Source organism: Mucilaginibacter rivuli, from assembly GCF_019391655.1.
In the GTDB taxonomy this organism is placed as follows: Bacteria; Bacteroidota; Bacteroidia; order Sphingobacteriales; family Sphingobacteriaceae; genus Mucilaginibacter; species Mucilaginibacter rivuli.
In genome coordinates this window covers 12,413-37,028 of the sequence record NZ_JAHXPQ010000003.1, presented here as the reverse complement: position 1 = coordinate 37,028, position 24,616 = coordinate 12,413, and the positions used below count along the sequence as shown (strand labels likewise).

Genomic DNA, 24,616 nt, shown 5'->3' with positions numbered 1-24,616 from the left:
AATGCTTTGTAGCACAGAAACTAACACCGAATAACCAATAAACTAAATATGTATCAGGATGGAATAAAAGGCTTCGTAAAGCTCTTTTAAACGTACGGGGTCTGTAATGCCTTCTTCAATAAATAGCTCAAGGTAGGGCACTTTAAGGCTGCTGTTATCAATGCTTTTGCTTACGATACCAAAGTGGAAGTTTTCCAGTTTTTCGAAAACCGCACGTGCTTTTGGGTTACTGAACAGGTATTTCATTTTATCCGCATCATTGGTTTTGATGATGAGGTGTTTATCCAGCTCGGTGTAACCGATAACAATATCTTCTATACCAAAAAACTTACCTATCTCATCAATAAAATGCTCTTCGTGTACGGCAAATTTAAAGTCGAGCTCGTTTAGCTGTGCCGAAAATATGGTAGTAGAGTAGCCGCTTTCAAAACCGCCGCCCATATCCACTTCAATATCCAAACTCACCTTGTGGTGGTTTTTATCGATAATAATGTCATACTCAAACAGGTTCTGATCCTTTGTCAGGTCGTCGCCAATTTGCTGCCAGGCTTTATCATCAGCATTGCCGGTAATAACGTGTTGTTTTTTCATAGCGGTTATAGTGTATCCAAATATAATAACCTTTTGGATACTGTTTATGTTTTAATAACCACCTGTAAATACTACGCTATCAATTAAGCGGTATAGCCCAGTATCTTCAATACTTGTTTACTGTTTTGCTCTTCGCCAAATACCTCAAAGTTAAACGTCTCATCGCGGTTGCGGCGGATAATAACATGTTTAGGCGATGGCAATAAACAGTGGTGTATACCACCGTAGCCGCTCAATACTTCCTGGTATGCCCCCGTGTGGAAGAAAGCCAGGTATTGCACCTTACGTGTTTTTGGCATAAATACACTGTTCATGTGGGCTTCCTGGTTGTAGTAGTCCTGTCCGTCGCAGGTTATCCCGCCAAGGTTAACACGCTCATATTCAGCATCCCAGTTGTTGATGGGAAGTAGTACATATTTTTGGTTCAAGGCCCAAACATCAGGCAGGTTGGTAATGAACGAGCCATCCAGCATCAGCCAACGCTCGCGGTCGTTTTGTTGTTTACGGCCCAATACTTTATAAATAATACCCGAGGCTTCAGCAACGGTGTATTTACCAAATTCGGTAATAATATCCGGTTCTATCACATCATGCTCCGCGCAGATCTCTTTAATACGGCTCACAATTTCGTTCACCATGTATTCGTAATCAAAATCGAATACAAGCGAATCCTTAAAAGGCATACCGCCGCCAATATCTAAAGTATCCAAATCGGGGTTTATCTTTTTAAGCTTGCAGTACAGGGTAACGTATTTTTCAAGCTCGTTCCAGTAATAAGGCGTGTCTGATATGCCCGAGTTAATAAAAAAGTGCAGCAGCTTTAATTTAAAGTTGGGGTTCTTCTCTATCTTGTTGTAGTAAAAATCTACAATATCTTCCATACGGATACCCAAACGCGAGGTGTAGAATTGCGAGTCGGGCTGTTCTTCTGCCGCTATTCGGATGCCGAGGTTGCATGGTGTATCCATTTCCACCTCGTCATCGTAAATGTTAAACTCTTCTTTATTATCCAATACCGGGATGATGTTTTTAAAACCATCATGCAACATATCAATAATATAGGTTTTGTATTGGAAGGTTTTAAAGCCGTTGCAAATAACGGTCATGTCCTTATTCAATAAGCCTTTTTTCTCCAAAGCATCAATCATAGGCATATCAAATGCCGACGATGTTTCCAGGTGAATATCGTTCTTCAAGGCTTCTTCAACAATATGCTTAAAGTGCGAACTTTTGGTACAGTAGCAATATTTATAGCTTCCGCGATAGTCATTTTTTATAATGGCCTGCTGGAACAGTATTTTAGCCTGCTGGATCTTTTTAGATATGATAGGCAGATACGTAAAGCGTAGGGGCGTACCGTACGTTTCTATCATTTCCATTAAGTTAAGGTCATGAAAATATAGTTCATCATCATACACCTCAAAACCCTCTTGGGGGAAGCCAACGCTCAGGTCAATAAATTCCTCGTAACTCTGCATTTATTATAAAATAAAATTTGCGCAAAAATGTAATTTTTAAATGGAAATAATCCTAATAATTACGAGAATTTTAGTGGGCTGAATGTAATTTAATTGATGGGAGGGAGATTAAACATTCTCTTTCTACTTTTCTCGTACCTTTAAGTAATAGTTGGAATTTGTTTATTAAAGTCTATGGATATCAAAGAGGCATTATTATTTATTGACGGATTAAATTTTAGCGAAATTGTTAAACGTGAAACAAAGGAACATATTGACATTTTAAATTATATGTCTGTATCTGATTCAAAATTATTTCGTAAGCGAGTAACGGATGGCATAAAGCTTTTTTATAACAATGAAGATAAAATGATTTATTTAATTGAAGCTTTGAATTTTTTTAATGAACAAATCATAGAGTTAGAAACGAAGATTAATAATTATCAAGAAGAACCAAATGAATCACTATATGATGTTTATTCTTATCACGAAAAACAAGACCATAGAGATAGAATTAGACGAAAAGTACTTTATGAATCGCAAATCTTCTACATCGTGAGAGACCTTGAAAAGTTAGGGGTTAAAAATCTTGAAAAAAATGCATTCTCACCACAGCAAGCAAAAGACTTAACAAGAAAAATTGATGCCATTTTAATTAAAATTGATGAGTTAACTGTGGGACAAGAAGTTTTATATGATTTCATAGACGAACTAAAAGGTGACTTTGACGAATTGAAGCAAGAATTTCCTTTAGGTAAAAAGCGGTGGTATCAACGTGCTACCGGAATTGTTTTCGAATTTGCAGCTAATAAAGGCGCGGATGTCATTTTTGAGGAAACACTTAAACCGTTAATCAAAGATTTATTACAAAATCAACATATCATTGATCGATTATTGAAATAGTAATATTCAAGGCTATTTTAGGGGCAAATACACTTCCGCCATCATACACCTTGCACTGCCACCGCCATTGTTTTCAATAACAGTAAGGTCAGAATATATCAAGGTGCAATATTGCTCAAGCGTTTCAATTTGCAATAGTGTTAGCGAGTGATAAGCCCTTGCCGACATGACCAGTAAATGTTCGCCTTTATCATTCACCAACTCCAGCATATTCCCTGCAAAGGCATTCATTTGGTGTAACGAAATCTCAATAACTTCTTTTCCGGTTTGCCTGAACATCTCTATCAAAGCCTCTTTTTCTTGCTCATCTCGAATAGTATCCAAGCAAATTACTACGAACTTTTCCCCAATGCACATCAAAACATTGGTATGGTAAATGGCCATTCCATTGCTGTCTACCGCGTGGAAGTAAACAGGGGAGTAGCCGCTCTTTTTGCAAAAAGCATTCATCACCTCGATATCCGTACGTGGCGAGAGGCATGCGTATGCGATTTTATTCGGCCTGTCAAGTACCATACTGCCGGTGCCTTCTAAAAATTTATTGTGCTGTTCAAAATTGCTCAGGTCGTCAACTTCGGTAATGTTGAAGTTGTTTTTTAACCGCTCGATGATTTCAGGCCTACGCTCCAAGCGGCGATTGTCAGCCTGCATAGGGTACAAAAACACCTTGCCATCCTCGTGAAACGACACCCAGTTATTCGGGAAAATAGAATCAGGGGTATGTGGTTGTGGGGTATCGTCAATAACGATCACATCAATACCATTCGCGCGAAGCTTATCTACAAAAGTATCAAACTCAGCAAGAGCCTTTTGCTGAACGTGCAATTGCTCCGAACTTCTAACCTGAAATGCATTACTGCCAGCCGTTTGCTCATTAAACCCGAAACTAACCGGCCGTATCATTAAAATGGTTGATTTCATATCCTGCAAATACCAATAAACAAATGAACTAATAAACCAATGAACTGCGCAGCACAGGCATACTCATACAATGAAAGCCACCCCGTGCGCGCGATAATTCGGATGATGGCATTAGTATCAGCGTGTCTTTTATGTCCTGCGGTTGTAGTTCATTGTTTTCAAATTTCCTGAGCAGTTCTGTTACCTTAATGGTATTAAAACCGTTTTGAATAAACGATTCTGCGGTTTTATCATTCCTGTCATATCCTAACACAACGCCTTCTTTTAATGCCAGCAAATTGCACGAGTCTGTCCATTGCTCACGTGCATCGTAAGGAAATTTGTTATTGCCGGAGTAAATAAACCTGGTTGGTTCGGTGCTGTGCAGGTCGTTCCGGCTGATGTCGTCCAGTAAAAGTTCAAGTGTGGCAAACGTTTTTGGGTGATCGGTTTTGCCTTTTTCAAACTGTACAATTTCGGGTTTGTCTTTGGTTTTACGGTCGGCAAACCAGGCTATCGGGTCGCTGTCTTTTATAGGCCTTTCGGCGATGGAGAGCGAGCCGAGTAATACCCAAACATTGCGCTTAACCTGCGTAAAAATAGTGTCAATATGCATAAAATCGCGCTTATGCGGAATTTTAACTACCGTAACCTTATCTACCACATTGTTAGCAAAAAGCAGTTTAATAGCCGCGTTGGCACCAATGGTTGATGTGCGTTCGCTGCAGCCTATCAATACATGGTTGGGGCTTACCACCATCACATCGCCGCCTTCAAGCGTGGTTTTTTCGCCGCTGTCTTCGCCGGGGCGTAAAAAGTGCTGTACGCTTTCGGGTATCTCAATAATATTATTGCGGTATGCCGCGAATATGGGGTGGTTAAACAAAATATAACGCATCAGTAAAGTTTCGCGGGCACGGGCCTGTTTGGCAGGTTTGTTTATCAGGATATGTTTATTGATGGTAATACCAATATCGCGCGAGAAGATAAAGTTGGGTATCGGCGCGAATATCATTGTCGAATTATCAACAGAACCCGATATTAGTGTTTTTGCCAGTTCAACAGGTGAGGTATCTATCAGGCTTTGCTGCAAGCTGTAGGTGCAATTCTCTATAGCGCAAACCGATGCCACAAGTTTTTCGCGAATGCCGCTATCTTCCAATACATCCGATAATAAAGCCTGTATCTCGATAACTTTGGTTGAGGCGTGAAAATCCGGGTGATCAGGTTTAAAAAAGTGACGGTTATGCTCATCTGAATCAATTTCATTGAGCCGGCCTTTTATCTTATCCGGATCTAAAAAGTACATCAGCACTTTTACATAGTGGTCGTATTCGTTTTTACGGACGGTATCTAAGTGTACAATATCTTCAAAAAGCCAATCCTGCGCTTTTGAGGGAACTACTTTACCCAAGCCGCTATCGGGGCTGTGGATAAGCAGGCAGCGCAGATCGCCAATTTCGGAGCCGACATCAATTTTAAAATCTTCTCGTGCAAGTGCCATAGGTATAAATGCTATAACAAAGCTACCACAATTAAACAATATTAAAATATGGCAGGTTAAGCCATTTTGATTAATTTTGCCCGATGAATTTTATTGTTGAAGCCGCTGTTAAAGCCGTTAAAGAACTATACCATACCGATATTACTGCCGCCGATGTTAACCTGCAGCAAACCCGTAAAGAGTTTGAGGGGCAGGTAACTATTGTAACTTTTCCATTTGTGAAGTTTTCGCGCAAGGGCCCCGAGCAAACAGGGCAGGAGATAGGCGCGTTCATCCAAAACGAAGTGGATGTGGTTTCGGGCTTTAACGTGATAAAAGGCTTCCTCAATATTGTTATTACCGATGCGTTTTGGATAGGGCAACTTTATAACGAGATAGCCTCAACTGATTTTGGCGTGTTCGCGCCAAATGGCCAAAAGGTAATGGTAGAGTATTCATCGCCAAATACCAACAAGCCGTTGCACCTGGGCCATATCCGTAACAATCTGTTAGGTTACTCGGTTGCCGAGATATTGAAAGCCAACGGTTACGATGTGATAAAAGCCAATTTGGTTAATGACAGGGGTATCCATATCTGTAAATCAATGCTGGCCTGGCAACTGTTTGGCAATGGCGAAACGCCGGAATCGAGTGGTTTAAAGGGTGATCACCTTGTCGGGAAATACTACGTTGTTTTTGATAAGGAATATAAAAAGCAGATAGAAGAGCTGAAAACTGCCGGCCAAACCGAAGACGAAGCCAAAAAGAATGCGCCATTAATCATCGAAGCCCAGCAAATGCTCGAAAAGTGGGAGGCAGGCGATGCGGAAGTTATCAGCTTATGGGAAACCATGAATAGTTGGGTTTATGCGGGTTTCGACCAAACCTACAAGCAATTAGGTGTCGATTTTGACCAGTATTACTACGAATCGAAAACTTACCTGTTGGGTAAAGATATTATTGACGAAGGTTTACAAAAAGGGGTATTTTATAAAAAAGAGGATGGCTCTGTTTGGATTGACCTGACTGCCGATGGACTGGATGAAAAATTGGTGCTCCGCGCAAACGGTACATCAGTATATATCACCCAGGATGTGGGCACCGCGCAATTAAAATACGACCAGTATAATGCCGATAAATCCATCTACGTTGTTGGTAACGAGCAGGACTATCACTTTAAGGTATTGTTCCTCATCCTGCAAAAGTTAGGCAAAAGCTGGGCGAATGGTTTATATCATTTATCGTACGGTATGGTTGATTTACCCTCCGGTAAAATGAAAAGCCGTGAAGGTACTGTTGTTGATGCCGACGACCTGATGGCCGAAATGGAGCAGACCGCTAAAACTCAAACCGAAGAATTAGGCAAAACCGCCGATTTTAGCGAAGAGGAAAAAAACAAGCTATACCATACTATAGGTATGGGCGCGTTAAAATACTTCCTGTTAAAGGTTGAGCCGAAGAAACGCTTGTTGTTCGACCCAGGCGAATCGATAGATTTTCAGGGGCATACAGGGCCGTTCATTCAATACACTCACGCGCGTATCAAATCGATATTAAAACGTGCCGGTTTTGAGTTAGGTAAGCCTGCTACCGTTACCGAACTGGATACTATGGAGCGTGATCTGATATTAGCTTTAAACCAGTTCCCCGAAACCATTAACCAGGCCGCCCGCGATTATAGCCCTGCGGTAGTAGCTAATTACGTTTACGAACTGGCAAAAACATACAATAAATTTTACCAGGAAAAACCCATCCTTAAAGATGAAGTGCCCGAAGATGTAAAGCAATTCAGGTTAACGCTTTCGGCAACATCAGCAAAGGTGATTAGCAAGAGTATGAAACTGTTGGGGATAGATGTGCCGGAGCGAATGTAGGTAAGTCTTGAGTACTTAGTCAGAAATCTTGAGTCAAATAAAAAAGAGCCTGTTACAGATTACCAGGCTCTTTTACTTTGAACTCCTGACTATAGACCCGTGTTATCTCCAATGGCCCCTTTCCCATGCATATCCACGTGGGGTATTATTCCAATGGCCGGCAACCCAAACCCGGTTATGGCGGGCGTGGGTATAATAGCCACGCACATATACGTAGTTGCCGCCACGGTAAACCCATTCGCCGGGAATCCATACCGCATCAGCATAAGGTGCAGTGGGTTGGACATAATAGGGCTCAACAGGTCTTTCGCGTACCACATAGCCCGATTGGACTTCACATCCTGAAAATATGGTGCCTGCCACTAAAAATGCCAGGCTTAATTTTGCTATCGTTTTCATAAGTCAATTCATTTTATAGATAATGTATTGACACGGTACTTTCGCGAAAGTTTAATTTATTTCGAAAATTTAGCAGCTACTTTAAGTTCTTTGCTTCCTGCAACGTATTCATAAAAACCCGAACCCGATTTTACGCCCTTGCTTCCCGCTGTTACCATATTTACCAAAAGCGGGCAGGGGGCATACTTTTGGTTACCAAAACCGGTATATAATACATTTAATATAGCAAGGCAAACATCCAGGCCAATAAAATCGGCCAGTTGCAACGGGCCCATGGGATGTGCCATACCTAATTTCATTACGGTATCAATCTCTTCAACGCCTGCCACGCCTTCGTATAAGGTATATATGGCCTCGTTTATCATGGGCATTAAAATACGGTTAGCCACAAAGCCAGGGTAATCGTTTACCTCGACCGGCACTTTTTCCAGTTTTCGCGATAGTTCCATGATCGTATCGGTCACTTCATCACTGGTGGCGTACCCACGTATTACCTCCACCAGTTTCATCACCGGCACAGGGTTCATAAAATGCATACCAATTACCTTATCGGGACGGTTAGTTACTGATGCTATTTTGGTGATAGATATAGAAGAGGTGTTTGAAGCAAGAATAGTCGCGGCGGGGGAATACTCGTCCAGTTCCTTAAATATTTTAAGCTTCAGGTCTATATTTTCGGTAGCCGCTTCAACCACCAGGTCGGCATTGCCAACTGCGTCTTTAATGCTGTTAAATATATGTATGTTATTTATCGTATCAGATTTGTCGGCTTCAGTGATCAGGTCTTTGGATAATTGCCTGTCGAGGTTTTTAGTAATGGTAGCCATGGCACGCTGTAAAGCCTGCTCATCAATATCAACCATATTCACTTTAAATCCATGCTGGGCAAACGTATGTACAATACCATTACCCATTGTTCCCGAGCCAATAACTGTGATATTTTTCATTTATTGTAAGTTGATTTTTAACAAATATAGAACAGTTTAATCTATCGTATAGATAACATACTCATGGAGCTATTGCCATTTAATACCGTTGGCAATATTTAATATGTTTTCTTTGTTTATCAGGTCTAAATCGGGTATATGTAAAATAGTATCCGCTTTAGATCTTTTTATTATCACATCCTCCGAGTATTCATCAGTGGGGCCATTAAAAACAAGTGCCTTTATTTTTATCCTTTTATTCTGTAATGCCTCAACTGATAACAGTGTATGATTAATGCTTCCCAAATAGTTTCTCGAAACGAGTACAACATCTGCACTTAGCCTTTCGATCAGATCGATCATTAAAAAATTACTGTTTAAAGGCACCATCAACCCGCCGGCACCCTCAATTATTAGCTGGTTGCTGGTTTTAGGCATGATGATCTTATCCAGGTTAATATCTATCCCATCCAAATCAGCCGCTTTATGCGGCGAATAGGGTTGTGTTAACCGGTATGCTTCAGGATGAAAATAACTAAAGGAATTACTAACCAGGTTTTTTACACTGATGGTATCGCTTTGTTCAAGGTCGCCGGCTTGCACGGGTTTCCAATAATCGGCTTGTAGTTTTTCTACCAATATTGCCGATACTATTGTTTTGCCAATGCCGGTACCAATGCCGGTAACAAATATGGGGCGCTTATCCATTAGTGTGTGTGTTTATCAGGCCGGTTAGCCCGGTTATTTGTTCAGTAGTGTTAAACGAGTGCAGGCAAATGCGGAGCCTCTCAGTTCCGGCTGCCACGGTAGGGCTTAATATGGGCCTTACATCGAAGCCTGCATTTTGTATTGTTTTAGCAAGATGAGATGTTTGCCCGTTGCCGGATATAATAACGCATTGGATAGCGCTGGTACTATTAATCAAGCTCTTATTATCGCTTAATTGACTTTTAAATAAGTATATATTATCAGTGAGCGCTTTTTGTTCCGATCGGGAGTCGGTCAGTAACTCATAAGCCATTTTTACCGAAGCCAATTGATGAAAGGGAGCCGCTGTGGTATAAACAAATGAGCGGGCGAAATTAATGAGGTATCCGCGTAATAACTTGCTGCCCAAAATGATAGCGCCATGTGTACCCAATGCTTTGCCGAATGTTACCAGGCGTGCAAATACATAGTTATGTAAACCAAGCTCATTTACCAGGCCCTTATTAAAAACACCTACAGCATGTGCCTCATCAACAATTACGCGGGCGTTATAAGGGGCTGCTAATGCAATTATTTCTTTTAATGGTGCAATGTCGCCATCCATCGAATAAATGCTCTCTACGGCTATGTAAATATTGCCTTTTGCTTGCTTTAGCTTGTCTTCAAGGCTATTTAAATCATTGTGCTTAAATGTATAACGGTTGGCATAGCTAAGGCGTGCCCCGTCAATAATACTGGCATGTATCAGTTCATCTGTAATAATAGTGTCTCCGCGCTGCGCAAGCGATGAGAACAGGCCAATGTTGGCATCATATCCTGAGTTGAATATCAGGCCCGCTTCTGCATCATGGAAAAGTGCTATTTCAGTTTCGAGTTCTTCGCAAAAGTTAGTATTGCCACTCAGTAAACGCGAACCTGTGGCCCCGTTTAAATACGACTGATGTTGTTTTAAAAAGAGATCGGTTTTGCTTTTTAATACTATGGAGCGGGCAAAACCAAGGTAATCGTTAGAGCAAAAATCGATCAGATCATTATCTGCCTTTAGTGTTCTTAATGTTCCGGCGGTTTCCCGTTCATTTAGTTTGGATGCTATAAAATCTTCAACTGTATTCAAAGCGCGGGTGAATAAATATAGCGCTAAAATAAGAAAAGCGGCTCAAGGCCGCTTTCTGTGTTAGCAATTATTTTTGTGGGGGAGGAGGAGTGCCACCGCCCTGGCCGCCACCGCCACCTTGACCGCCACGGCCACGAGGGTGATCTTTTTGGTATTGAGCATATACCGCTTTCTGCTCGTCAGTTAGTATAGCAGTAATTTTTGCAGTTGTTGCTTGTTGCATAGGACCCATTTTATCTCTCATTGAGGCAAAATCGCCGTTTGCCGCTTTCATTAAGCTGTCTCTGGTAGCTGTTTGAGCTTTGAAAACAACCAGAGCTTTTGCGCTTTGATCCGCAGTTAATGTAGGAACGGCAGTTTGAAGTTGTTTAACCTGATCTTCGGGAGTTCTTCCCATACGACCGCCACCTTGGCCGCCACCACCCTGAGCCTTGCTCAAAGATACAATACCTGCTACGAAGCAGATTACCATCAATAATTTTTTCATTTTTTTAAGTTTAATTATAAGATAAAGATAACGGCAAATAGTTTAATTGCAAATCTGTAACTTAATTGTTGCCTTGCATTTTTGATATGGAACGCTGCATTTGCGTCATCATATTGGTAAGGCTTTCCATCGTTGGTTCGGGTGTGGGTTGCGGCAATTGGGTTGATATAAATGCCTTTGCTTTCCATAGTTCCAATATATCTTCGCCGCTCACTTCGTAGGGTTCGTACACCGGGTTATCCGATACCAGCTTCAGCGTTTTCTGATCTTTAAACTTATTGCCTATACGCTTATATACTACGCCATCGCTCTTACTTACCACAACATAGGTTTCGGCAGGTTTAACATCGCCCCAGTTTTCTACATACTCACCTATAATAATAGAGCCTGATGGGAGGGGGAGCATCGAATCGCCTTTAATCTCAAAGGCGCGAAATGTTCCGCCGGTAAACATGGGCAGGTTGAACTTTGGTAAAGCGGCCACATATTCAGGATCGGCATAGCCATTCATGTAGCCGGCACTGGCTTTCATGGGCACCAGTTCAATGTTCTCATTGTCATCCTTATCAACCGATATACTGAGCACCCTTAAATTTGCAGGATTGCCTTTGGGTTTTGGCGCCCATTTCTCATCGATGGTCTCATTTATGAAGTCATCAACTGTAATATCGAAAAAAACAGCTAATTTTTTTAGTAAATCATACTTCGGTTCAGCCCTTTCTTCTTCATACGCACCTACTAAGCTCCGTTTTATATTTACCTGATCTGCAAACTGTTGCTGTGTTAAACCTTTCTTTTTGCGAAGGAATTTAATATTTGATGAAATATTTGACATAAAATTTGGATTTACTAAAATTGTTAGTATTTTTATGCCAATAAAATTAGTAATTAATTCTGATATAACAAATAAAAATTATGAACAGCTTTATCTACATCATCACTGACCGTAACAGAAACTGCTTACACACAGGCATGTGTGCCGATCTGCTAAAGACATTAGATTTTTATACACAGATGCCAAACCTGTTTTTTGACAGTGCACAACAACTAAACAGATTAGTATATTTTGAAGAGATACATAATGAAGAACTGGCTATGGAACGCTTTAAAGTAGTGAGCCGCTTTACCAGGAGCCAGAAAGAAAAAATGATCAGATCTGTTAATCCCGACTGGGTAGACCTGACCATTGGTTTAAGGTATGAAACGGCCTCGAATCAGCGTGACCTGTTCAGGCCAACATTAATGCCGAGGGCAAGGGTTAAGGCTGCTTAATAAATTTTAATGCGCCCGAGTTCATGCAATAGCGTTTGCCGCCACGGTCGGCAGGGCCATCATCAAACACATGGCCAAGGTGCAGGCCGGTTTTGCGTTCTATTACTTCAGCGCGCTGTCCGTCGGCATCGGTAACTATCATAATAGCATTCGGGTTGATGGGTTTAACAAAACTTGGCCAGCCCGTTCCCGATTCAAATTTATCCGTTGAGCTAAATAAAGGTTCGCCGGTAGCAGCACTTACATATGTACCCTTTTGGTGATTATCAAAATAGGCATTTTTAAAAGGAGGCTCAGTTCCTTTTTCAACCATAATATAAAACTGGTTATCGGTAAGCAGTTTTTTCCACTCCGCATTGCTTTTAGCATTGGGGAATTTTGCACTTTTAGTTTGCGCATTACTAACATGGTATAAGCCCGATACCATAAGCAAAGCAAGGGCAATTAATTTTATCGTGTTTTTCATATTTAATATACGCCTTTAGCTATTAGTTAGTTTTACCAGCCCGGTGTAAAGTTTAAACCAAATACAGGTTTTTTAACATCGTCGCGCTGAAAAGGTATGGCATAGTATGGTTCCAATATAAAGGCGCCAAATACATTTACCCTTAATGATATGCCTAAGCTTGTTGCCGGGATATGGCTGTAAACTGCTGTTGGCAAACCGGTATTTGGATTTACGATGGTTTTAACATACTCCGGCTTACTACCAAAGGTAACTTTATCATCATTGCTCCAGGCTAAACCCGCATCAAAAAACAAGTTAAGATCTGAAAAGAAGAACTTTGATTTTATTTGCGCTAACTTTTCAGGGCCGGTAAAAGGCAATCTAACCTCTAAGTTAATAAATGCGATATGGTTACCTGATAATTGATCGATAGTGAAGTTGTTACTGCTGCTGTTTGCCCCGTTACCGCTGTAAAAGCTATTGGCTTCATATCCCCTGATATAAAATGGATACCCTAAATAAAGAGGGTATAGGTTGCTGATAGCATCGGTATTACCCAATCTTGCATATCCGTAGGCCCTGGCAGCAAAAGTAACAGGCTTAACGCGCACGTATTTGCGAAGATCAATAGTAGGGGCAAAAAACTGGTAGGTGCCAAAATTAAACTCGCCACCTATGCGATACCTGTACCCATCTAAAGGCCCGGTTATACCGTTATAAGAGTTATCGCCAACTAATGCGGTATTTAAATTGAAAATAGCATACGAATTTAAGTTTATACCGGTATTGGCGGTTTCATCTGCATTGGATACCCTATCATGCCTGCTGGCGCCATTAATGTAATAACCATTGGCATCATAATAATTAGTGTACCTATCAACCCTGAAATAGTTATAAGATGCACCCGTTCCAAACTCAACGCGTGTAACTTTTGAAAAAGGGTAAGATGTAAACAACTGTACTGCATCCTGGAAATTACGGATGATATCGTTATTTTCTTGTATAACATTAATGGTTTGATTGTTGCCAACCGGTAGTGTACTTGGGTACGAATTATATAAACCAAACTGGTACGGGATATGCGAGAAACCTACACCAAAATTCCAGCGGTGGCTTTGGTTTATAAAAGCAAACTGAGCACCCGAATCATAGATCTCACCATTTACCGATGCCCCTACAAACATTTGGTTACGGCCCAGTATATCACTAAAAACACCTTGAATGCCACTTGCAAGGCCCGCGCCATATTGCGAGTTTACACCAATACCAACACCGCTGCTGGCCAGGTAATCTAATTTAAATTGCGGGCGGTATTTTGTTTCCTGTATCGAATCGACAGGGATTTTTTGGTAGGCAAGGAAGTTGTTGAGGTTAGAGTTGATAAGATCAACACCAACAGCTTTAAAAGGGGGCAGCAATGCCGCTTCAAAATTCAAATCGTTGGCATCAACTGTTTTAGGTTTAAAATCAGTATCCTTACCATTATAAATGGCATATTTTTGAGCCCTGTAATATGAATATACAATATCATTATTGTTGGATATGCTTAAAGCGGGAGAGTATTCTGTTATACCACTGATACCGGTAAACAGATCGGTCATTTGTTCTATTTTGGCATCAGCCAGTTGATAGCGGTACAGGTTTCTGAAACCATCACGGTTTGACAGGAAGTAAACATACTTATCATCCGATGAAAACTGAGGGTTCAGGTTATTTGCCCCGTTAAATATGTTAATATCCGTTATTTTACGGGTAGCCACATCCATCACCGCAAGGTTAAAGGTAATGGTTTGCCCGTTAGATTTGTCGTAGGTTGTCCTGTCGCTGGCGAATACCAGTTTGGTGCCATCGTGCGAGAAACTTGGCTGATAATCAGAATAAATATCGTCTGTTAACTGTGTAAGTTCTTTACTTTCAAGGTTGTACATGTACAGGTCGCTCTGACCTTCAGACATGCCCGAGAAAACAATATCGTGCCCGTTTGGCGACCACGTAACATAACTAAACTGCTCCGCTTTCTCCATCGATATTTCGTGAAGCACTTTACCGTTCGACACATCAACAATTACTAACTTATTGCGCCCACCACTAAATACACTGAACGCGAACTGCCTGCTATCCGGCGACCAGGCGCCTGCCGATTCGATAAAGTTAAACTCATCAATATGTGTATTGGATATTTTACTGGTAAGCTTGCGTATGGTTTTACCCGTTTTTGCATCTGCCAGATAAAGATCGATAGAGAATAGATCCTTCTCCGAAAGGAAGGCAATATAATTACCATCGGGGCTGATGGCAGGCGCTACGTTCATTTCGCCCGAGTTTTTGTAGTCTATCAGTTTCTCACCCGGAGGATCTTGTGTGGTGTCTTTTAAAAGCGGTTTATAAGCGTTCTGGATAGATGTTTTCCATAAGCTTGATAAAGTCTTCTCATCATAACCAAAAGTGCGCCTGATGCCATAATCGAGGCCATAACGGGCGGTGTTTTTAAAAAAAGGAACAATAATGGTATCGCCATAGGTTGACCCAATGAACGACCAGAAAGCCTCACCATAACGGTAAGGGAAATACTTATTACTTTCGGTAAGGTCTTTTATAGTTGGGATATCCTTGTTTAAAAAGGCATCGCGCATCCACATCGCGGTATAGGCATCTTTTTTACCCAGCGATAAATATTCGGCCATACCTTCAATCATCCAAAGGGGGAGGTTGCCTATTTCAGAAAACTGGGTCTGATCGCCATCCAACAGGGAATGGTATTGAAAGGCGTGAACCATTTCGTGTCCGATAACGTGGCGCGTGGTTTGGTTGGTTTCCATAAAAGGCATTACAATGCGGTTTTTTAAACCTTCGGTAACACCACCTGTACCTACACCAATTTCGCCATCAATGGCTGTGGTTTGTTGAAAATCGGGATGATCAGCATAAATAATGATCGGGTTAGCTTTCTTGAATGTATCGCGGAATACCTGTTGGTGCAGGGTATACCATAATTCGCTTTCCTGGGCAAAACGTTTTACTAATTTCTCATTATCAATATAGTAATAGATCTCAAAATGAGGGGTACGGAAAACCTTAAAATCGAGGTTTTTATAGCGTACCTTGTTTTGGCCAAACTGCTGTGCATTAGCCTTGTTAGGGGTAATTATGCTAAATATAAATAATAATACAATGAGCGCAGAAGTAGCTATATGCGATAGCTTGTAACGTTTATTCATATATAAATTAAATTTTAACTTATTAGTAGATAGTGCTTTTGAATAACAAACGTAAAAGTTATAAAAATATTTGTTATAACCTTGTTTTTAGTTCTGATTATTTGGCTCAATAGGCGTTGGCAGCGGTGTTGCCAATGTTGTATCAATATTTAAGCTATCAGTTCCCAAAGTATCAACCGACATATGCGGCGAAGGGCAATCATAGCTTTTGCTGATCTTGCTCCATGGTTTAGGGAATGGGCCGGGGCCGTAGCCTGAGTTCGGGTCGGCGTAAACCTTTTCCATAAAACGGCCAAATATGGGCAGGGCCGTATGTGACCCTTCACCTGTTTCGGACGAGGTAAAGTGTACGCTGCGGTCATCGGCGCCAACCCAAACACCGGTAATGAGGTCTTTTGTGATACCCATATACCAACCATCCACATAGCCTGATGATGTACCTGTTTTACCACCTATTTGGTTACTGTTCTTTTTCCAAAGGCCATTATATTCCCATAAAGCCTGTGATGTGCCGCCCGGTTCTTCCATACCGCCACGGAACATATAAAGCATTAACCAGGCTGTTTCTTCGCTTAAAACTTTTTCTGTTTTAAGGGTAAACTCCTGTAATATATTACCGTCCTGATCGGTGATTTTGGTTACCAATAATGGGTCTATTTTATTGCCGCGATTTAAAAATGTACTGTAAGCACGCACCATTTCATAAACCGATACATCATTTGTACCTAATGATACCGACGGCACTGATTTTAAAGGGCTTTCAATACCGCATTTGTGCGCGTACTCAACTACCTTATCCCAGCCTACCTTTTCGGTAACCTGCGCAGTAATGGAGTTAACCGATTTACCCATGGCCCAACGTAATGACATTTCGCGACCCGAGAAATTGAAATCGGCATTGTTAGGTTCCCAAACCTCATCCTTGCCATTATCCTTAAACTTGATAGAAACACGCTGATCTGTAAACTTATCACATGGTGAAAAACCGTTATCCAAAGCAGTTACATAGGCAAAGGGCTTAAAGGTTGAACCTGCCTGGCGTTTTGATTGGTTAACGTGGTCGTAATTAAAATACTTATGATCAATACCGCCTACCCATACTTTAATTTTGCCTGTGGTTGGTTCAATGGTCATCATACCGGTATTTAGTATCCTTGCGTAATAGGCTATTGAATCGAGGCTGGAGAATGTGGTATCCCTGTCGCCATGCCAGCTAAATACGGTCATTTCCTTTTTACGGCTAAAAAAACTGCGGATAGAATCGGCATTGCCATGATACTTTTTCTCCAGCAATTTATAAATAGGCAGCTTTTGCGACATTTTGAAGGCATAATCAGGTATTTCGTTACCATCAGGGTCATGCCATGGGTTTTTCTTTCCCCACAGGTTATCAAAACGCCTTTGCAGCATCTTCATTTTTTCGGCAACGGCCTCTTCGGCATATTGCTGCAGTTTAGAGTCGATGGTGGTATATATTTTCAGGCCATCCTCATACAGGTTAACCTCGTGCTCTGCGCACCAGGGCGCAAGCCATTTTTCAACTGCGCGGCGAATGTATGAATCGCCCTGCGAATCATCTTCAACATAACTCAGATCGAGATTTAGGTCTTTACTGATATATGACTGAAGATCAGTTTGTTTAATGCAGCCATACTTGGCCATTTGCTTCAGTACGGTATTGCGGCGCTCTACTGTTTTATCGGGATGATTTATCGGGTTGTAGGTTGATGTAGCTTTCAACATACCGATCAGCGTTGCTGCTTCATCAGTGTTTACCGCGTTAGGGTTTTTATTAAAAAACTTTTTTGAGGCTGTTTTTATCCCGTAAGAATTATTGCCGAACGGAACCGTATTAAGGTATAAGGTTAAAATTTCCTGCTTGCTATAAACATGCTCAATTTTATAAGCGGTTATCCACTCTTTACACTTAAAAACCAATGTGCGGAAAATAGGGATGCGCCTGACCAAACCCTGCGAGTTTTTTTTGCGGGTTTCGAACAGGTTTTTTGCTAACTGCTGCGTAATTGTACTACCGCCGCGCCTGTCGCCTTTAGCGGTTGAGAGTATGCTCGAAAAGAATGAATAAAAATCGACACCATTGTGTTTATAAAAACGCGCGTCTTCGGTAGCTACAAGGGCGTTAACCAGGTTGGGCGATATGTCTTTGTATTCAACGGGCGAGCGGTTCTCTTTAAAATAACGGCCCAGCAGCTTACCATCAGCCGAGTAAACCTCGGATGAAAGCGACATGCTCGGATTCTTAATATCCTGCATGGTAGGCGAATAGCCAAAGAGCCACAAAAAGTTAAGCTCAATAGCGCAGAAAAAAATAATAACGAAATAGAAAAATATAAGAGTGTAACGTAGGTACTTGTTTTTTATACGTTTAAACATGCGGTGTATATGTAAAAATTATGGTCTAATTTATAGGAGAATAACAAATATCAACATTGTTGGTTTGATATACTAATGGCATTTAAAACGCCACAAAGCTATTTTTACTATGGACAATATTATCAAAAAATTTAAAATAACTTCGGGTAGCAAATTTAAAATTAAAAATCATCCTACCGATGATAGCGGCGATTATATAAAAGACGAAGCTGAATTGGTATTAGAGCGCCTGAAAACCCGCATTAACAAACTGCAGGACGCGCTTTATGCGGAACACCGCCACACCTTACTCATTATTTTCCAGGCTATGGACGCCGCGGGTAAGGACAGTGCTATTGAACATACCATGAGCGGCCTTAACCCGCAGGGCTGCCAGGTATACAGTTTTAAGCAGCCGAGCAAAGAAGAGCTTGATCATGATTTTTTATGGCGGCATTACCGCGCCCTACCCGAAACCGGCCGGATAGGAATACATAACCGCTCACATTATGAGGATGTACTGGTTTGTAAAGTACACCCTGAAACAGTATTAGCGCAGCATCTGCCTGGTATAGAAGAGGTGAAGGATATTGATGATGTTTTTTGGAAAAGACGGTACAACAGCATTCGTTGCTTTGAAGAGCATTTGAGTGATAACGGAACTGTTATTATCAAATTCTTTTTAAATGTATCAAAGGAAGAACAGAAAGAGCGTTTTTTGGCAAGAATTGATGACCCGGAAAAGAATTGGAAATTTTCGGAAAGCGATATTGCCGAGCGCGACCGCTGGAAAGATTATATGCATGCTTACGAAGATGCTATAAACGCCACCGCTACGGATAAAGCGCCATGGTACGTTATCCCTGCGGATAAAAAGTGGTTTACCCGGATAGCCATATCAACCATTATGCTACAGGTACTTGAAGATATGAACCTGAAATATCCTGTTTTACCTGATGAGGAAATGGCTAAGTTGGCGAAAGTGAAAAATGGGTTACTTAAGAAGTAGTAGATTTTAAATATCGGGTACTTGGTCAGGAAAACTAAGTACCCGTATCATCACATCCGCGATAATTTACCCTCAACTACAAAGCTTTTAACACCGTTCTTAATGGCGATGCATTTAACTGTGGTAGTAGCTGTTATGGCAACGGGTTTGCTGTACATAGTTGAACCTGCCGTAGGCTCAGAACCATCAAGCGTGTAATATATTTTGGCCCCCGCATCGGCACATCCAAAAGAAAGCGTGGTTTGATCTTTAAATGTATCGGCCGGGTAAACCATGTAGGGGTTAGGTACAATCAAATCATCGCTTATTTTGGAAACAGGTTTTTCCAGGTCCTGCATAAAAAGCTTGTTGGGCAAACGGCCCGTTAGTACTTCAAAATCACCGCCATTGGCAATGTCATTATAGGTGAGGTATACCTTGCCGTAAGCGTTTTTATTCAGACTCATTCCCTGAAGGTAATAGCTGGAAGCCGAAGAACCTGAGCTGGTTATGGTGAATTTTTTATCATTTTCCAGATTGATGACCGCTTTATCAAAAGCAGGCAGGCCAATCAGGAAATCGGGCTGACCCGGTTGTATGGTATAAAAGCCCAAAGCGCTCATTACATACCATGCCGACATTTGTCCGCAATCGTCATTACCGGCCAGGCCATCGGGTGTGGCTTTGTACTCATCGCGCATAATGCGGTTAACGTACAACTGGGTTTTATAAGGGTTATCCGTAAAATCGAACAGATAGGCAATGTGATGGCTCGGCTCGTTGCCATGCGCGTATTGGCCCATAAGGCCGGTCAGGTCTGGTAACTCATGGCCGGTTGGCTTATCGGTAGTAGTAAACAATTCTTCCAGTTTGGTTTCAAATTTATCTTTTCCACCCATGTAGTCAATCAGCGTATTTACATCCTGCGGTACAAGGAAAGCGTATTGCCATGCATTCCCTTCAGTATAATTTTTATTGACATCGGTTGCTGAAAAAGGCGCAACCCAGCCGCCATTGCTGCGGGCACGCATAAAGCCGGTTTGGTTATCGTATTGGTTTTTCCAATATTGGGCACGTTTAATGTATTCGCTGTAATCCTGTGGTTTGTTCATCATTTTAGCCATTTGGGCGATGCAGTAATCATCAATGGCATATTCTAATGTTTTAGATACTGATTCATTTTCTTTATCGGCCAGCACAAGCCCATTTTTACGGTAAGAATCCAACCCGAACTGATTACGGTTTACCGTGGCTTTCATAGCTGCTAAGGCTTTCTCTGCATCAAAATCCCTAACCCCCTTGGCATAGGCATCAACAATAACGGGTATGGCGTGGTTACCCACCATACAAAAGGTTTCGTTTGATGCAAGCGGCCATACGGGCAGCACGCCACCCTGATCGTACATGGCTAAAAAGCTTTTGATAAAATCGATAGTGCGCTTTTTATCAATGATGGTGAGCAGCGGATTTTCGGCGCGATAGGTGTCCCATAAAGAAAACACCGTGTAATAATCAAAGCCATCAGCTTTGTGTATCTTGTTATCAATACCACGGTATTGGCCATCAGCATCACTGTAAATGTTTGGCGCTAACATACTGTGGTATAGTGCAGTATAAAATATGGTTTGTTTAATTCGGGCGTAATCAATAACAGGTGCCTGCCTTGGCCTGGGGTTCCCCATACCATAAGCGCCGCCGTTTTGGTTATTATTAGATGGTGGGGGCTGTACCGAAGTTGGCGCCCCGCCCTCTACATCAATTTTTCCCAATTCTTTCATCCACATTGCTTTGGCCGTGCGTTGTACTTTTTTGAAATCAAAATCGGGCACTTCGGTATCCATGTTATTTAGCGCCCCATCGGTACTTACTGATGAGATACCTACTTTGGATATTACCTCGCCCGGGTTATCAAACTGCAGGTACAATTTAATGTTTGTGCCTTCGGCTTTGTTTTGCCCGTCCTGCACAACGTCATTCACCGCTATGCCATAAGTTTTAAAGGGTTTTGAAAATTTGGCGTAGAAATATACATACTGGTTTTTTGCCCATGATTGGGAGCGGCGGAAGCCCTGTATCTCATGGTCATTTATTACTTCAACGGATGATTCCAACACCTTGTCACGGTGCTGCAGGTCAACAATAATATTGGCCTGCTTGCTACCGCCCGGGAAAGCGTATTTGTGAACGCCTACGCGTGTGGTAGCTGTTAACTCCACATCGATGTTATATTTATCCAGGTGGGTTTTGTAGTATCCCGGCGTTGCAAACTCATTCTTCTTTTTGAACGGGGAGCTGTAGTCGGTGTTTTTAAATTCAGGTTCACCTGTGGTAGGCATAAACAGAATATCACAGTAGTCTGGGATGCCGGTGCCACTTAAATGTGTATGTGAAAAGCCGTACACTACCGAATCTGTATAATGATAACCTGAACTGCCATCCCAACCTGTTAAACGTGTATCCGGACTTAACTGCACCATCCCGAAAGGGACAACGGCACCCGGATAAGTATGGCCATGACCGCCGGTACCAATAAAGGGATCAACAAGTGAGGTGTAATCTTTCTTTTTTTGTGCCGATGCTGATAAGCTTAAACACAGGAATAGTATAAGGAGGATATTAAAATTGAACTTATATATCATGGTGTTAATAACGAAGATTTTGCCCTGTGAATATGGTTCTTATAAATTAATTTACATAGCATACCTTATACTATTCTGATGCTTTAACCAATCTATAAAACTCTTGTTCATACTTTTGTATTTTATCCTTATCCTTTTCTGAATTTAAAAATGGCTTTCGTCGGCCTACTACCATAATGTCGTTATCGGAAATTTTTTGATTTAGTTTTATATATGGCTGGAAAAGATTACAGGTGGTGTTTTTTAATTTGACCGACAGCCAAGCATATTCTTCCGTATTGAATTGATTTGAAACCGATAGCTTTTCAAGATTTTGCAGATTTCCTATAGGCCTCAGCGAGCCATCTTCAATTTTTAAATTGGCAAGTCTCAGATATTTGAGATTTGTAAGATTTGCCAATGAAGAAATGGATTTAATTTTCAAGGGCTTCCACATACCGCCTTCTAGTACTAAATATTCTAAATTTTCTACTTTGCCAATCGGGTCAATATTATTAAGTTTTGAAAAACCCTTGATAGTAAGTGAGCTAAGGTTTGTATTTGCATTGAGGTTCCAAAGTTCAGCGATTTTTGAGTTCCATATTAACACGATAGTTTTTGTTGTCGTAAGACTTTCAAGAATGGTAAGGTCTTGTGCTAAAACTTGATAAATACTGATAAATTCAGGTTTACAATATTTTAATATTTTATCTAGTTCCTTTTCATTCGCTCCTAATAACCATAGTTTTTGGATATTAAGGTCTTTTAACCTGTCAATATTTTTTGCGTTACCTACCATTCCGATAGCACTCTCAGAATCTTCAAATTCTTTTAAATCAGTTAAGTACTTTGAAGCTTGATAATATTCTGTTCTAACCATATTGAACCATCTTATTGTTGAATGGTAAAATCATCCGCATCCCTTAAAAACGGCATGGCACGGCGCACAAAGGCCAACTCGTCGGCGTTGATGGAGAAAGTGTACAGATCCTCTTCATCACGTTTGTAGTAAATCACTTTACCGTTCGGGTCAATACAGTTCGAGTCGCCGGAATGGTAAACCTCGTTACCATCATGCCCTACACGGTTAACGGCAATTACATAACATTGGTTCTCGATAGCGCGGGCGGGAATGAGCGTGCGCCAGTGCAGGGCGCGTTTTTCGGGCCAGTTGGCTACCACCAGCAATATATCGTATGCGGCATCAACATTACGCAGCCATACGGGGAAACGCAGATCATAACAGATAACGGGGCATATTTTCCAGCCGTTCAGTTCTACTATCAGGCGCTTGGTTCCTGCGGTGTAAGTATGGTCTTCTTTGCCCATGGCAAACAGGTGGCGCTTATCATAGTGCTCATAAGTACCGTCGGGGCGCATCCAGATCAAACGGTTATAGAATTTGCCGCTTTCGCTGATGATAAGGCTGCCTGTAACTACACACTCGTATTTTTTAGCCACACCGGTCATCCATTGCATAGTTTTGCCATTCATAGGTTCGGCTAAAGCATCAACATTCATGCTAAAGCCGGTATTAAACATTTCTGGTAGGATGATCAAATCTGTTTTTTCGCGTATGCCCGAAAGGCGCAACGTGATGTTTTGCAGGTTTTTATCAATGTTTTCCCAGAAGAGGTAGCCCTGGAAAACGGTTACTTTTAAATTATCCATTCCAAATAGGTTTATGCGAATCGGCTTAGTACTGTTATACCTTCATCAGTTTATCAACGGCTTTATCGAGCGTTTCTTGTTTTTTTGCAAAACAAAACCGTAATACATGGTGGTCTGTACCTCTCGAATAAAAGGCCGAGGTAGGTATAGATGCAACACCAAACTCTTTGGTTATACGTAATGCAATATCGGTATCTTTTTCGTCACTTATGTTATGATATTTAACTGATTGGAAATAAGAGCCCGCGCAAGGCAATAGTTCAAACCGGGTTTGTGCCATTCCTTGTCTGAAATGATCGCGCTTTTGCTGGAAAAAAGCAGCTAAGCCATTGTAGGTGTTTTCATCCTTTAAATATTCGGCAATGGCGTATTGCATGGGCGAGTTAACACTGAACACCAAAAACTGGTGTACTTTTCTAAACTCGGCCATTAAATGTGCGGGAGCCATGCAATAACCCATTTTCCAACCTGTAGTATGAAAAAGTTTACCGAATGATACGGCTATAAAGCTACGCTTGCGCAACTCTTCGTACCGCGCCATGCTGTGGTGGGTTTGCCCGTCGTATATCAAATGTTCGTAAACCTCATCGCTCAGTATCAGTATATCCTGGTTTTTTACTATCGCGCAAAGCTCATCAATATCGTTTTGCTGTAAAATGGTAGCCGTAGGGTTATGCGGGGTGTTCAGTATAATAAGTCTTGTTTTGTTGGTAATGAGCCTGCGTACCATATCCCATGGGATGGCATAATTATCATCGGGCGAAAGCTCCAGCGATTTTACCACACCGCCCATCACCTTAATGGCAGGGGCATAGCTGTCATAAGCGGGCTCAAATACGATTACTTCATCATTAGGTTGTATGGCACAGCAAATGGCCGTAAAAATAGCCTGAGTGCCCCCGGCGGTAACCGTTATTTCGGTATCGGGATTATAGTAGCCTCCGTATAGTTTTTCTGTTTTAATGCTGATCTCTTCGCGCAGGGGCATTAAGCCTGCCATTGGCGTATATTGGTTATGCCCGTCGCGCATTGCCTTTTCAACCAGCCTGATCAGTTCGGGCGGGCAATCATAATCGGGGAAACCCTGCGAAAGATTAATTGCGCCAACCTGAGTGGCCAATGCCGACATCACAGTGAATATAGTTGTACCCGTTTGTGGTAGCTTTGAAGTAATATGTATCATTGT

At 41.5% G+C, this 24,616-nt stretch carries 21 protein-coding genes; 4 read left to right on the top strand and 17 right to left on the bottom strand.

What is annotated here, in order from left to right:
- Window positions 1-42: 42 nt before the first annotated feature.
- Together KXQ82_RS07410 and KXQ82_RS07405 are read right to left on the bottom strand one after the other, a co-directional pair.
- Complete coding sequence (locus tag KXQ82_RS07410) at window positions 43-591, bottom strand: hypothetical protein (protein ID WP_219487550.1); 549 nt, start codon at window positions 589-591, stop codon at window positions 43-45.
- An 83-nt stretch (window positions 592-674) separates the two neighbouring features.
- A complete protein-coding gene (locus KXQ82_RS07405; RefSeq protein WP_219487549.1) occupies window positions 675-2,069 on the bottom strand; it encodes an arginine decarboxylase in 1,395 nt (464 codons plus the stop codon).
- A gap of 174 nt (window positions 2,070-2,243) precedes the next feature.
- Here KXQ82_RS07405 and KXQ82_RS07400 point away from each other — a divergent pair, with 174 nt between their 5' ends.
- Window positions 2,244-2,951, top strand: coding sequence for a hypothetical protein (locus KXQ82_RS07400; RefSeq protein ID WP_219487548.1), 708 nt, complete (start codon window positions 2,244-2,246; stop codon window positions 2,949-2,951).
- 12 nt (window positions 2,952-2,963) lie between these two features.
- Here KXQ82_RS07400 and ctlX read toward each other — a convergent pair whose 3' ends face one another.
- Together ctlX and KXQ82_RS07390 are read right to left on the bottom strand one after the other, a co-directional pair.
- Window positions 2,964-3,872, bottom strand: a complete 909-nt coding sequence (gene ctlX / locus KXQ82_RS07395) for a citrulline utilization hydrolase CtlX (protein ID WP_219487547.1) — start codon at window positions 3,870-3,872, stop codon at window positions 2,964-2,966.
- 28 nt (window positions 3,873-3,900) lie between these two features.
- Complete coding sequence (locus tag KXQ82_RS07390; protein WP_219487546.1) at window positions 3,901-5,355, bottom strand: arginine deiminase family protein; 1,455 nt, start codon at window positions 5,353-5,355, stop codon at window positions 3,901-3,903.
- Window positions 5,356-5,438: 83 nt separating this feature from the next.
- On the opposite strand from KXQ82_RS07390, the gene argS reads away from it, so the two are divergent.
- On the top strand, window positions 5,439-7,208 hold the full coding sequence (argS, locus tag KXQ82_RS07385; RefSeq protein ID WP_219487545.1) for an arginine--tRNA ligase: 1,770 nt from the start codon (window positions 5,439-5,441) through the stop codon (window positions 7,206-7,208).
- A 102-nt stretch (window positions 7,209-7,310) separates the two neighbouring features.
- Here the strand turns inward: argS and KXQ82_RS07380 are convergent, their stop codons facing one another.
- The 6 genes from KXQ82_RS07380 to KXQ82_RS07355 all read right to left on the bottom strand — a co-directional run bounded on the left by KXQ82_RS07380 (window position 7,311) and on the right by KXQ82_RS07355 (window position 11,677).
- On the bottom strand, window positions 7,311-7,607 hold the full coding sequence (locus tag KXQ82_RS07380) for a YXWGXW repeat-containing protein (protein ID WP_219488057.1): 297 nt from the start codon (window positions 7,605-7,607) through the stop codon (window positions 7,311-7,313).
- A gap of 56 nt (window positions 7,608-7,663) precedes the next feature.
- Window positions 7,664-8,554 carry a 3-hydroxybutyryl-CoA dehydrogenase gene (locus tag KXQ82_RS07375; protein WP_219487544.1) on the bottom strand — a complete coding sequence of 297 codons (891 nt, stop codon included), beginning with the start codon at window positions 8,552-8,554 and terminating at the stop codon, window positions 7,664-7,666.
- Between the two features lie 69 nt (window positions 8,555-8,623).
- The gene (gene bioD, locus KXQ82_RS07370) at window positions 8,624-9,241 is read right to left on the bottom strand and encodes a dethiobiotin synthase (protein WP_219487543.1); all 618 of its coding nucleotides are present in this window, start codon (window positions 9,239-9,241) and stop codon (window positions 8,624-8,626) included.
- The gene (locus KXQ82_RS07365) at window positions 9,234-10,355 is read right to left on the bottom strand and encodes an aminotransferase class I/II-fold pyridoxal phosphate-dependent enzyme (protein WP_219487542.1); all 1,122 of its coding nucleotides are present in this window, start codon (window positions 10,353-10,355) and stop codon (window positions 9,234-9,236) included. The genes bioD and KXQ82_RS07365 overlap by 8 nt, the downstream gene beginning before the upstream one ends.
- A 67-nt stretch (window positions 10,356-10,422) precedes the next feature.
- On the bottom strand, window positions 10,423-10,842 hold the full coding sequence (locus tag KXQ82_RS07360) for a hypothetical protein (protein WP_219487541.1): 420 nt from the start codon (window positions 10,840-10,842) through the stop codon (window positions 10,423-10,425).
- Between the two features lie 61 nt (window positions 10,843-10,903).
- Entirely contained in the window at window positions 10,904-11,677 is a 774-nt protein-coding gene (locus KXQ82_RS07355; RefSeq protein ID WP_219487540.1) for an XRE family transcriptional regulator, read from the bottom strand.
- An 80-nt stretch (window positions 11,678-11,757) separates the two neighbouring features.
- On the opposite strand from KXQ82_RS07355, the gene KXQ82_RS07350 reads away from it, so the two are divergent.
- On the top strand, window positions 11,758-12,114 hold the full coding sequence (locus tag KXQ82_RS07350) for a GIY-YIG nuclease family protein (protein WP_219487539.1): 357 nt from the start codon (window positions 11,758-11,760) through the stop codon (window positions 12,112-12,114).
- Here KXQ82_RS07350 and msrB read toward each other — a convergent pair.
- From msrB to KXQ82_RS07335, 3 genes are all read right to left on the bottom strand, one after another.
- Window positions 12,101-12,580 carry a peptide-methionine (R)-S-oxide reductase MsrB gene (msrB, locus tag KXQ82_RS07345; protein WP_219487538.1) on the bottom strand — a complete coding sequence of 160 codons (480 nt, stop codon included), beginning with the start codon at window positions 12,578-12,580 and terminating at the stop codon, window positions 12,101-12,103. The genes KXQ82_RS07350 and msrB overlap by 14 nt on opposite strands.
- A 32-nt stretch (window positions 12,581-12,612) precedes the next feature.
- On the bottom strand, window positions 12,613-15,780 hold the full coding sequence (locus tag KXQ82_RS07340) for a tolB protein precursor (protein WP_219487537.1): 3,168 nt from the start codon (window positions 15,778-15,780) through the stop codon (window positions 12,613-12,615).
- An 87-nt stretch (window positions 15,781-15,867) separates the two neighbouring features.
- Window positions 15,868-18,174: a transglycosylase domain-containing protein gene (locus KXQ82_RS07335; RefSeq protein ID WP_219487536.1), complete on the bottom strand. Its 2,307-nt coding sequence runs from the start codon at window positions 18,172-18,174 to the stop codon at window positions 15,868-15,870.
- Between the two features lie 109 nt (window positions 18,175-18,283).
- Between KXQ82_RS07335 and KXQ82_RS07330 the strand changes: the two genes are divergently transcribed.
- On the top strand, window positions 18,284-19,162 hold the full coding sequence (locus KXQ82_RS07330) for a polyphosphate kinase 2 family protein (RefSeq protein WP_219487535.1): 879 nt from the start codon (window positions 18,284-18,286) through the stop codon (window positions 19,160-19,162).
- A gap of 50 nt (window positions 19,163-19,212) precedes the next feature.
- Here the strand turns inward: KXQ82_RS07330 and KXQ82_RS07325 are convergent, their stop codons facing one another.
- The 4 genes from KXQ82_RS07325 to KXQ82_RS07310 form a co-directional block, all read right to left on the bottom strand.
- Complete coding sequence (locus tag KXQ82_RS07325; RefSeq protein ID WP_219487534.1) at window positions 19,213-21,780, bottom strand: GH92 family glycosyl hydrolase; 2,568 nt, start codon at window positions 21,778-21,780, stop codon at window positions 19,213-19,215.
- Between the two features lie 70 nt (window positions 21,781-21,850).
- Window positions 21,851-22,639, bottom strand: coding sequence for a leucine-rich repeat domain-containing protein (locus KXQ82_RS07320; RefSeq protein ID WP_219487533.1), 789 nt, complete (start codon window positions 22,637-22,639; stop codon window positions 21,851-21,853).
- 11 nt (window positions 22,640-22,650) lie between these two features.
- On the bottom strand, window positions 22,651-23,430 hold the full coding sequence (locus KXQ82_RS07315) for an amidohydrolase (protein WP_219487532.1): 780 nt from the start codon (window positions 23,428-23,430) through the stop codon (window positions 22,651-22,653).
- 34 nt (window positions 23,431-23,464) lie between these two features.
- Entirely contained in the window at window positions 23,465-24,613 is a 1,149-nt protein-coding gene (locus tag KXQ82_RS07310) for a methionine aminotransferase (RefSeq protein WP_219487531.1), read from the bottom strand.
- Window positions 24,614-24,616: the final 3 nt, after the last annotated feature.

What these genes read in the sequence shown, in the direction of transcription:
- KXQ82_RS07410 (WP_219487550.1), bottom strand. Translation starts at nt 591, where the DNA reads ATGAAAAAACAACACGTTATTACCGGCAATGCTGATGATAAAGCCTGG.
- KXQ82_RS07405 (WP_219487549.1), bottom strand. Translation starts at nt 2,069, where the DNA reads ATGCAGAGTTACGAGGAATTTATTGACCTGAGCGTTGGCTTCCCCCAA.
- KXQ82_RS07400 (WP_219487548.1), top strand. Translation starts at nt 2,244, where the DNA reads ATGGATATCAAAGAGGCATTATTATTTATTGACGGATTAAATTTTAGC.
- ctlX (WP_219487547.1), bottom strand. Translation starts at nt 3,872, where the DNA reads ATGAAATCAACCATTTTAATGATACGGCCGGTTAGTTTCGGGTTTAAT.
- KXQ82_RS07390 (WP_219487546.1), bottom strand. Translation starts at nt 5,355, where the DNA reads ATGGCACTTGCACGAGAAGATTTTAAAATTGATGTCGGCTCCGAAATT.
- argS (WP_219487545.1), top strand. Translation starts at nt 5,439, where the DNA reads ATGAATTTTATTGTTGAAGCCGCTGTTAAAGCCGTTAAAGAACTATAC.
- KXQ82_RS07380 (WP_219488057.1), bottom strand. Translation starts at nt 7,607, where the DNA reads ATGAAAACGATAGCAAAATTAAGCCTGGCATTTTTAGTGGCAGGCACC.
- KXQ82_RS07375 (WP_219487544.1), bottom strand. Translation starts at nt 8,554, where the DNA reads ATGAAAAATATCACAGTTATTGGCTCGGGAACAATGGGTAATGGTATT.
- bioD (WP_219487543.1), bottom strand. Translation starts at nt 9,241, where the DNA reads ATGGATAAGCGCCCCATATTTGTTACCGGCATTGGTACCGGCATTGGC.
- KXQ82_RS07360 (WP_219487541.1), bottom strand. Translation starts at nt 10,842, where the DNA reads ATGAAAAAATTATTGATGGTAATCTGCTTCGTAGCAGGTATTGTATCT.
- KXQ82_RS07355 (WP_219487540.1), bottom strand. Translation starts at nt 11,677, where the DNA reads ATGTCAAATATTTCATCAAATATTAAATTCCTTCGCAAAAAGAAAGGT.
- KXQ82_RS07350 (WP_219487539.1), top strand. Translation starts at nt 11,758, where the DNA reads ATGAACAGCTTTATCTACATCATCACTGACCGTAACAGAAACTGCTTA.
- msrB (WP_219487538.1), bottom strand. Translation starts at nt 12,580, where the DNA reads ATGAAAAACACGATAAAATTAATTGCCCTTGCTTTGCTTATGGTATCG.
- KXQ82_RS07340 (WP_219487537.1), bottom strand. Translation starts at nt 15,780, where the DNA reads ATGAATAAACGTTACAAGCTATCGCATATAGCTACTTCTGCGCTCATT.
- KXQ82_RS07335 (WP_219487536.1), bottom strand. Translation starts at nt 18,174, where the DNA reads ATGTTTAAACGTATAAAAAACAAGTACCTACGTTACACTCTTATATTT.
- KXQ82_RS07330 (WP_219487535.1), top strand. Translation starts at nt 18,284, where the DNA reads ATGGACAATATTATCAAAAAATTTAAAATAACTTCGGGTAGCAAATTT.
- KXQ82_RS07325 (WP_219487534.1), bottom strand. Translation starts at nt 21,780, where the DNA reads ATGATATATAAGTTCAATTTTAATATCCTCCTTATACTATTCCTGTGT.
- KXQ82_RS07320 (WP_219487533.1), bottom strand. Translation starts at nt 22,639, where the DNA reads ATGGTTAGAACAGAATATTATCAAGCTTCAAAGTACTTAACTGATTTA.
- KXQ82_RS07315 (WP_219487532.1), bottom strand. Translation starts at nt 23,430, where the DNA reads ATGGATAATTTAAAAGTAACCGTTTTCCAGGGCTACCTCTTCTGGGAA.
- KXQ82_RS07310 (WP_219487531.1), bottom strand. Translation starts at nt 24,613, where the DNA reads ATGATACATATTACTTCAAAGCTACCACAAACGGGTACAACTATATTC.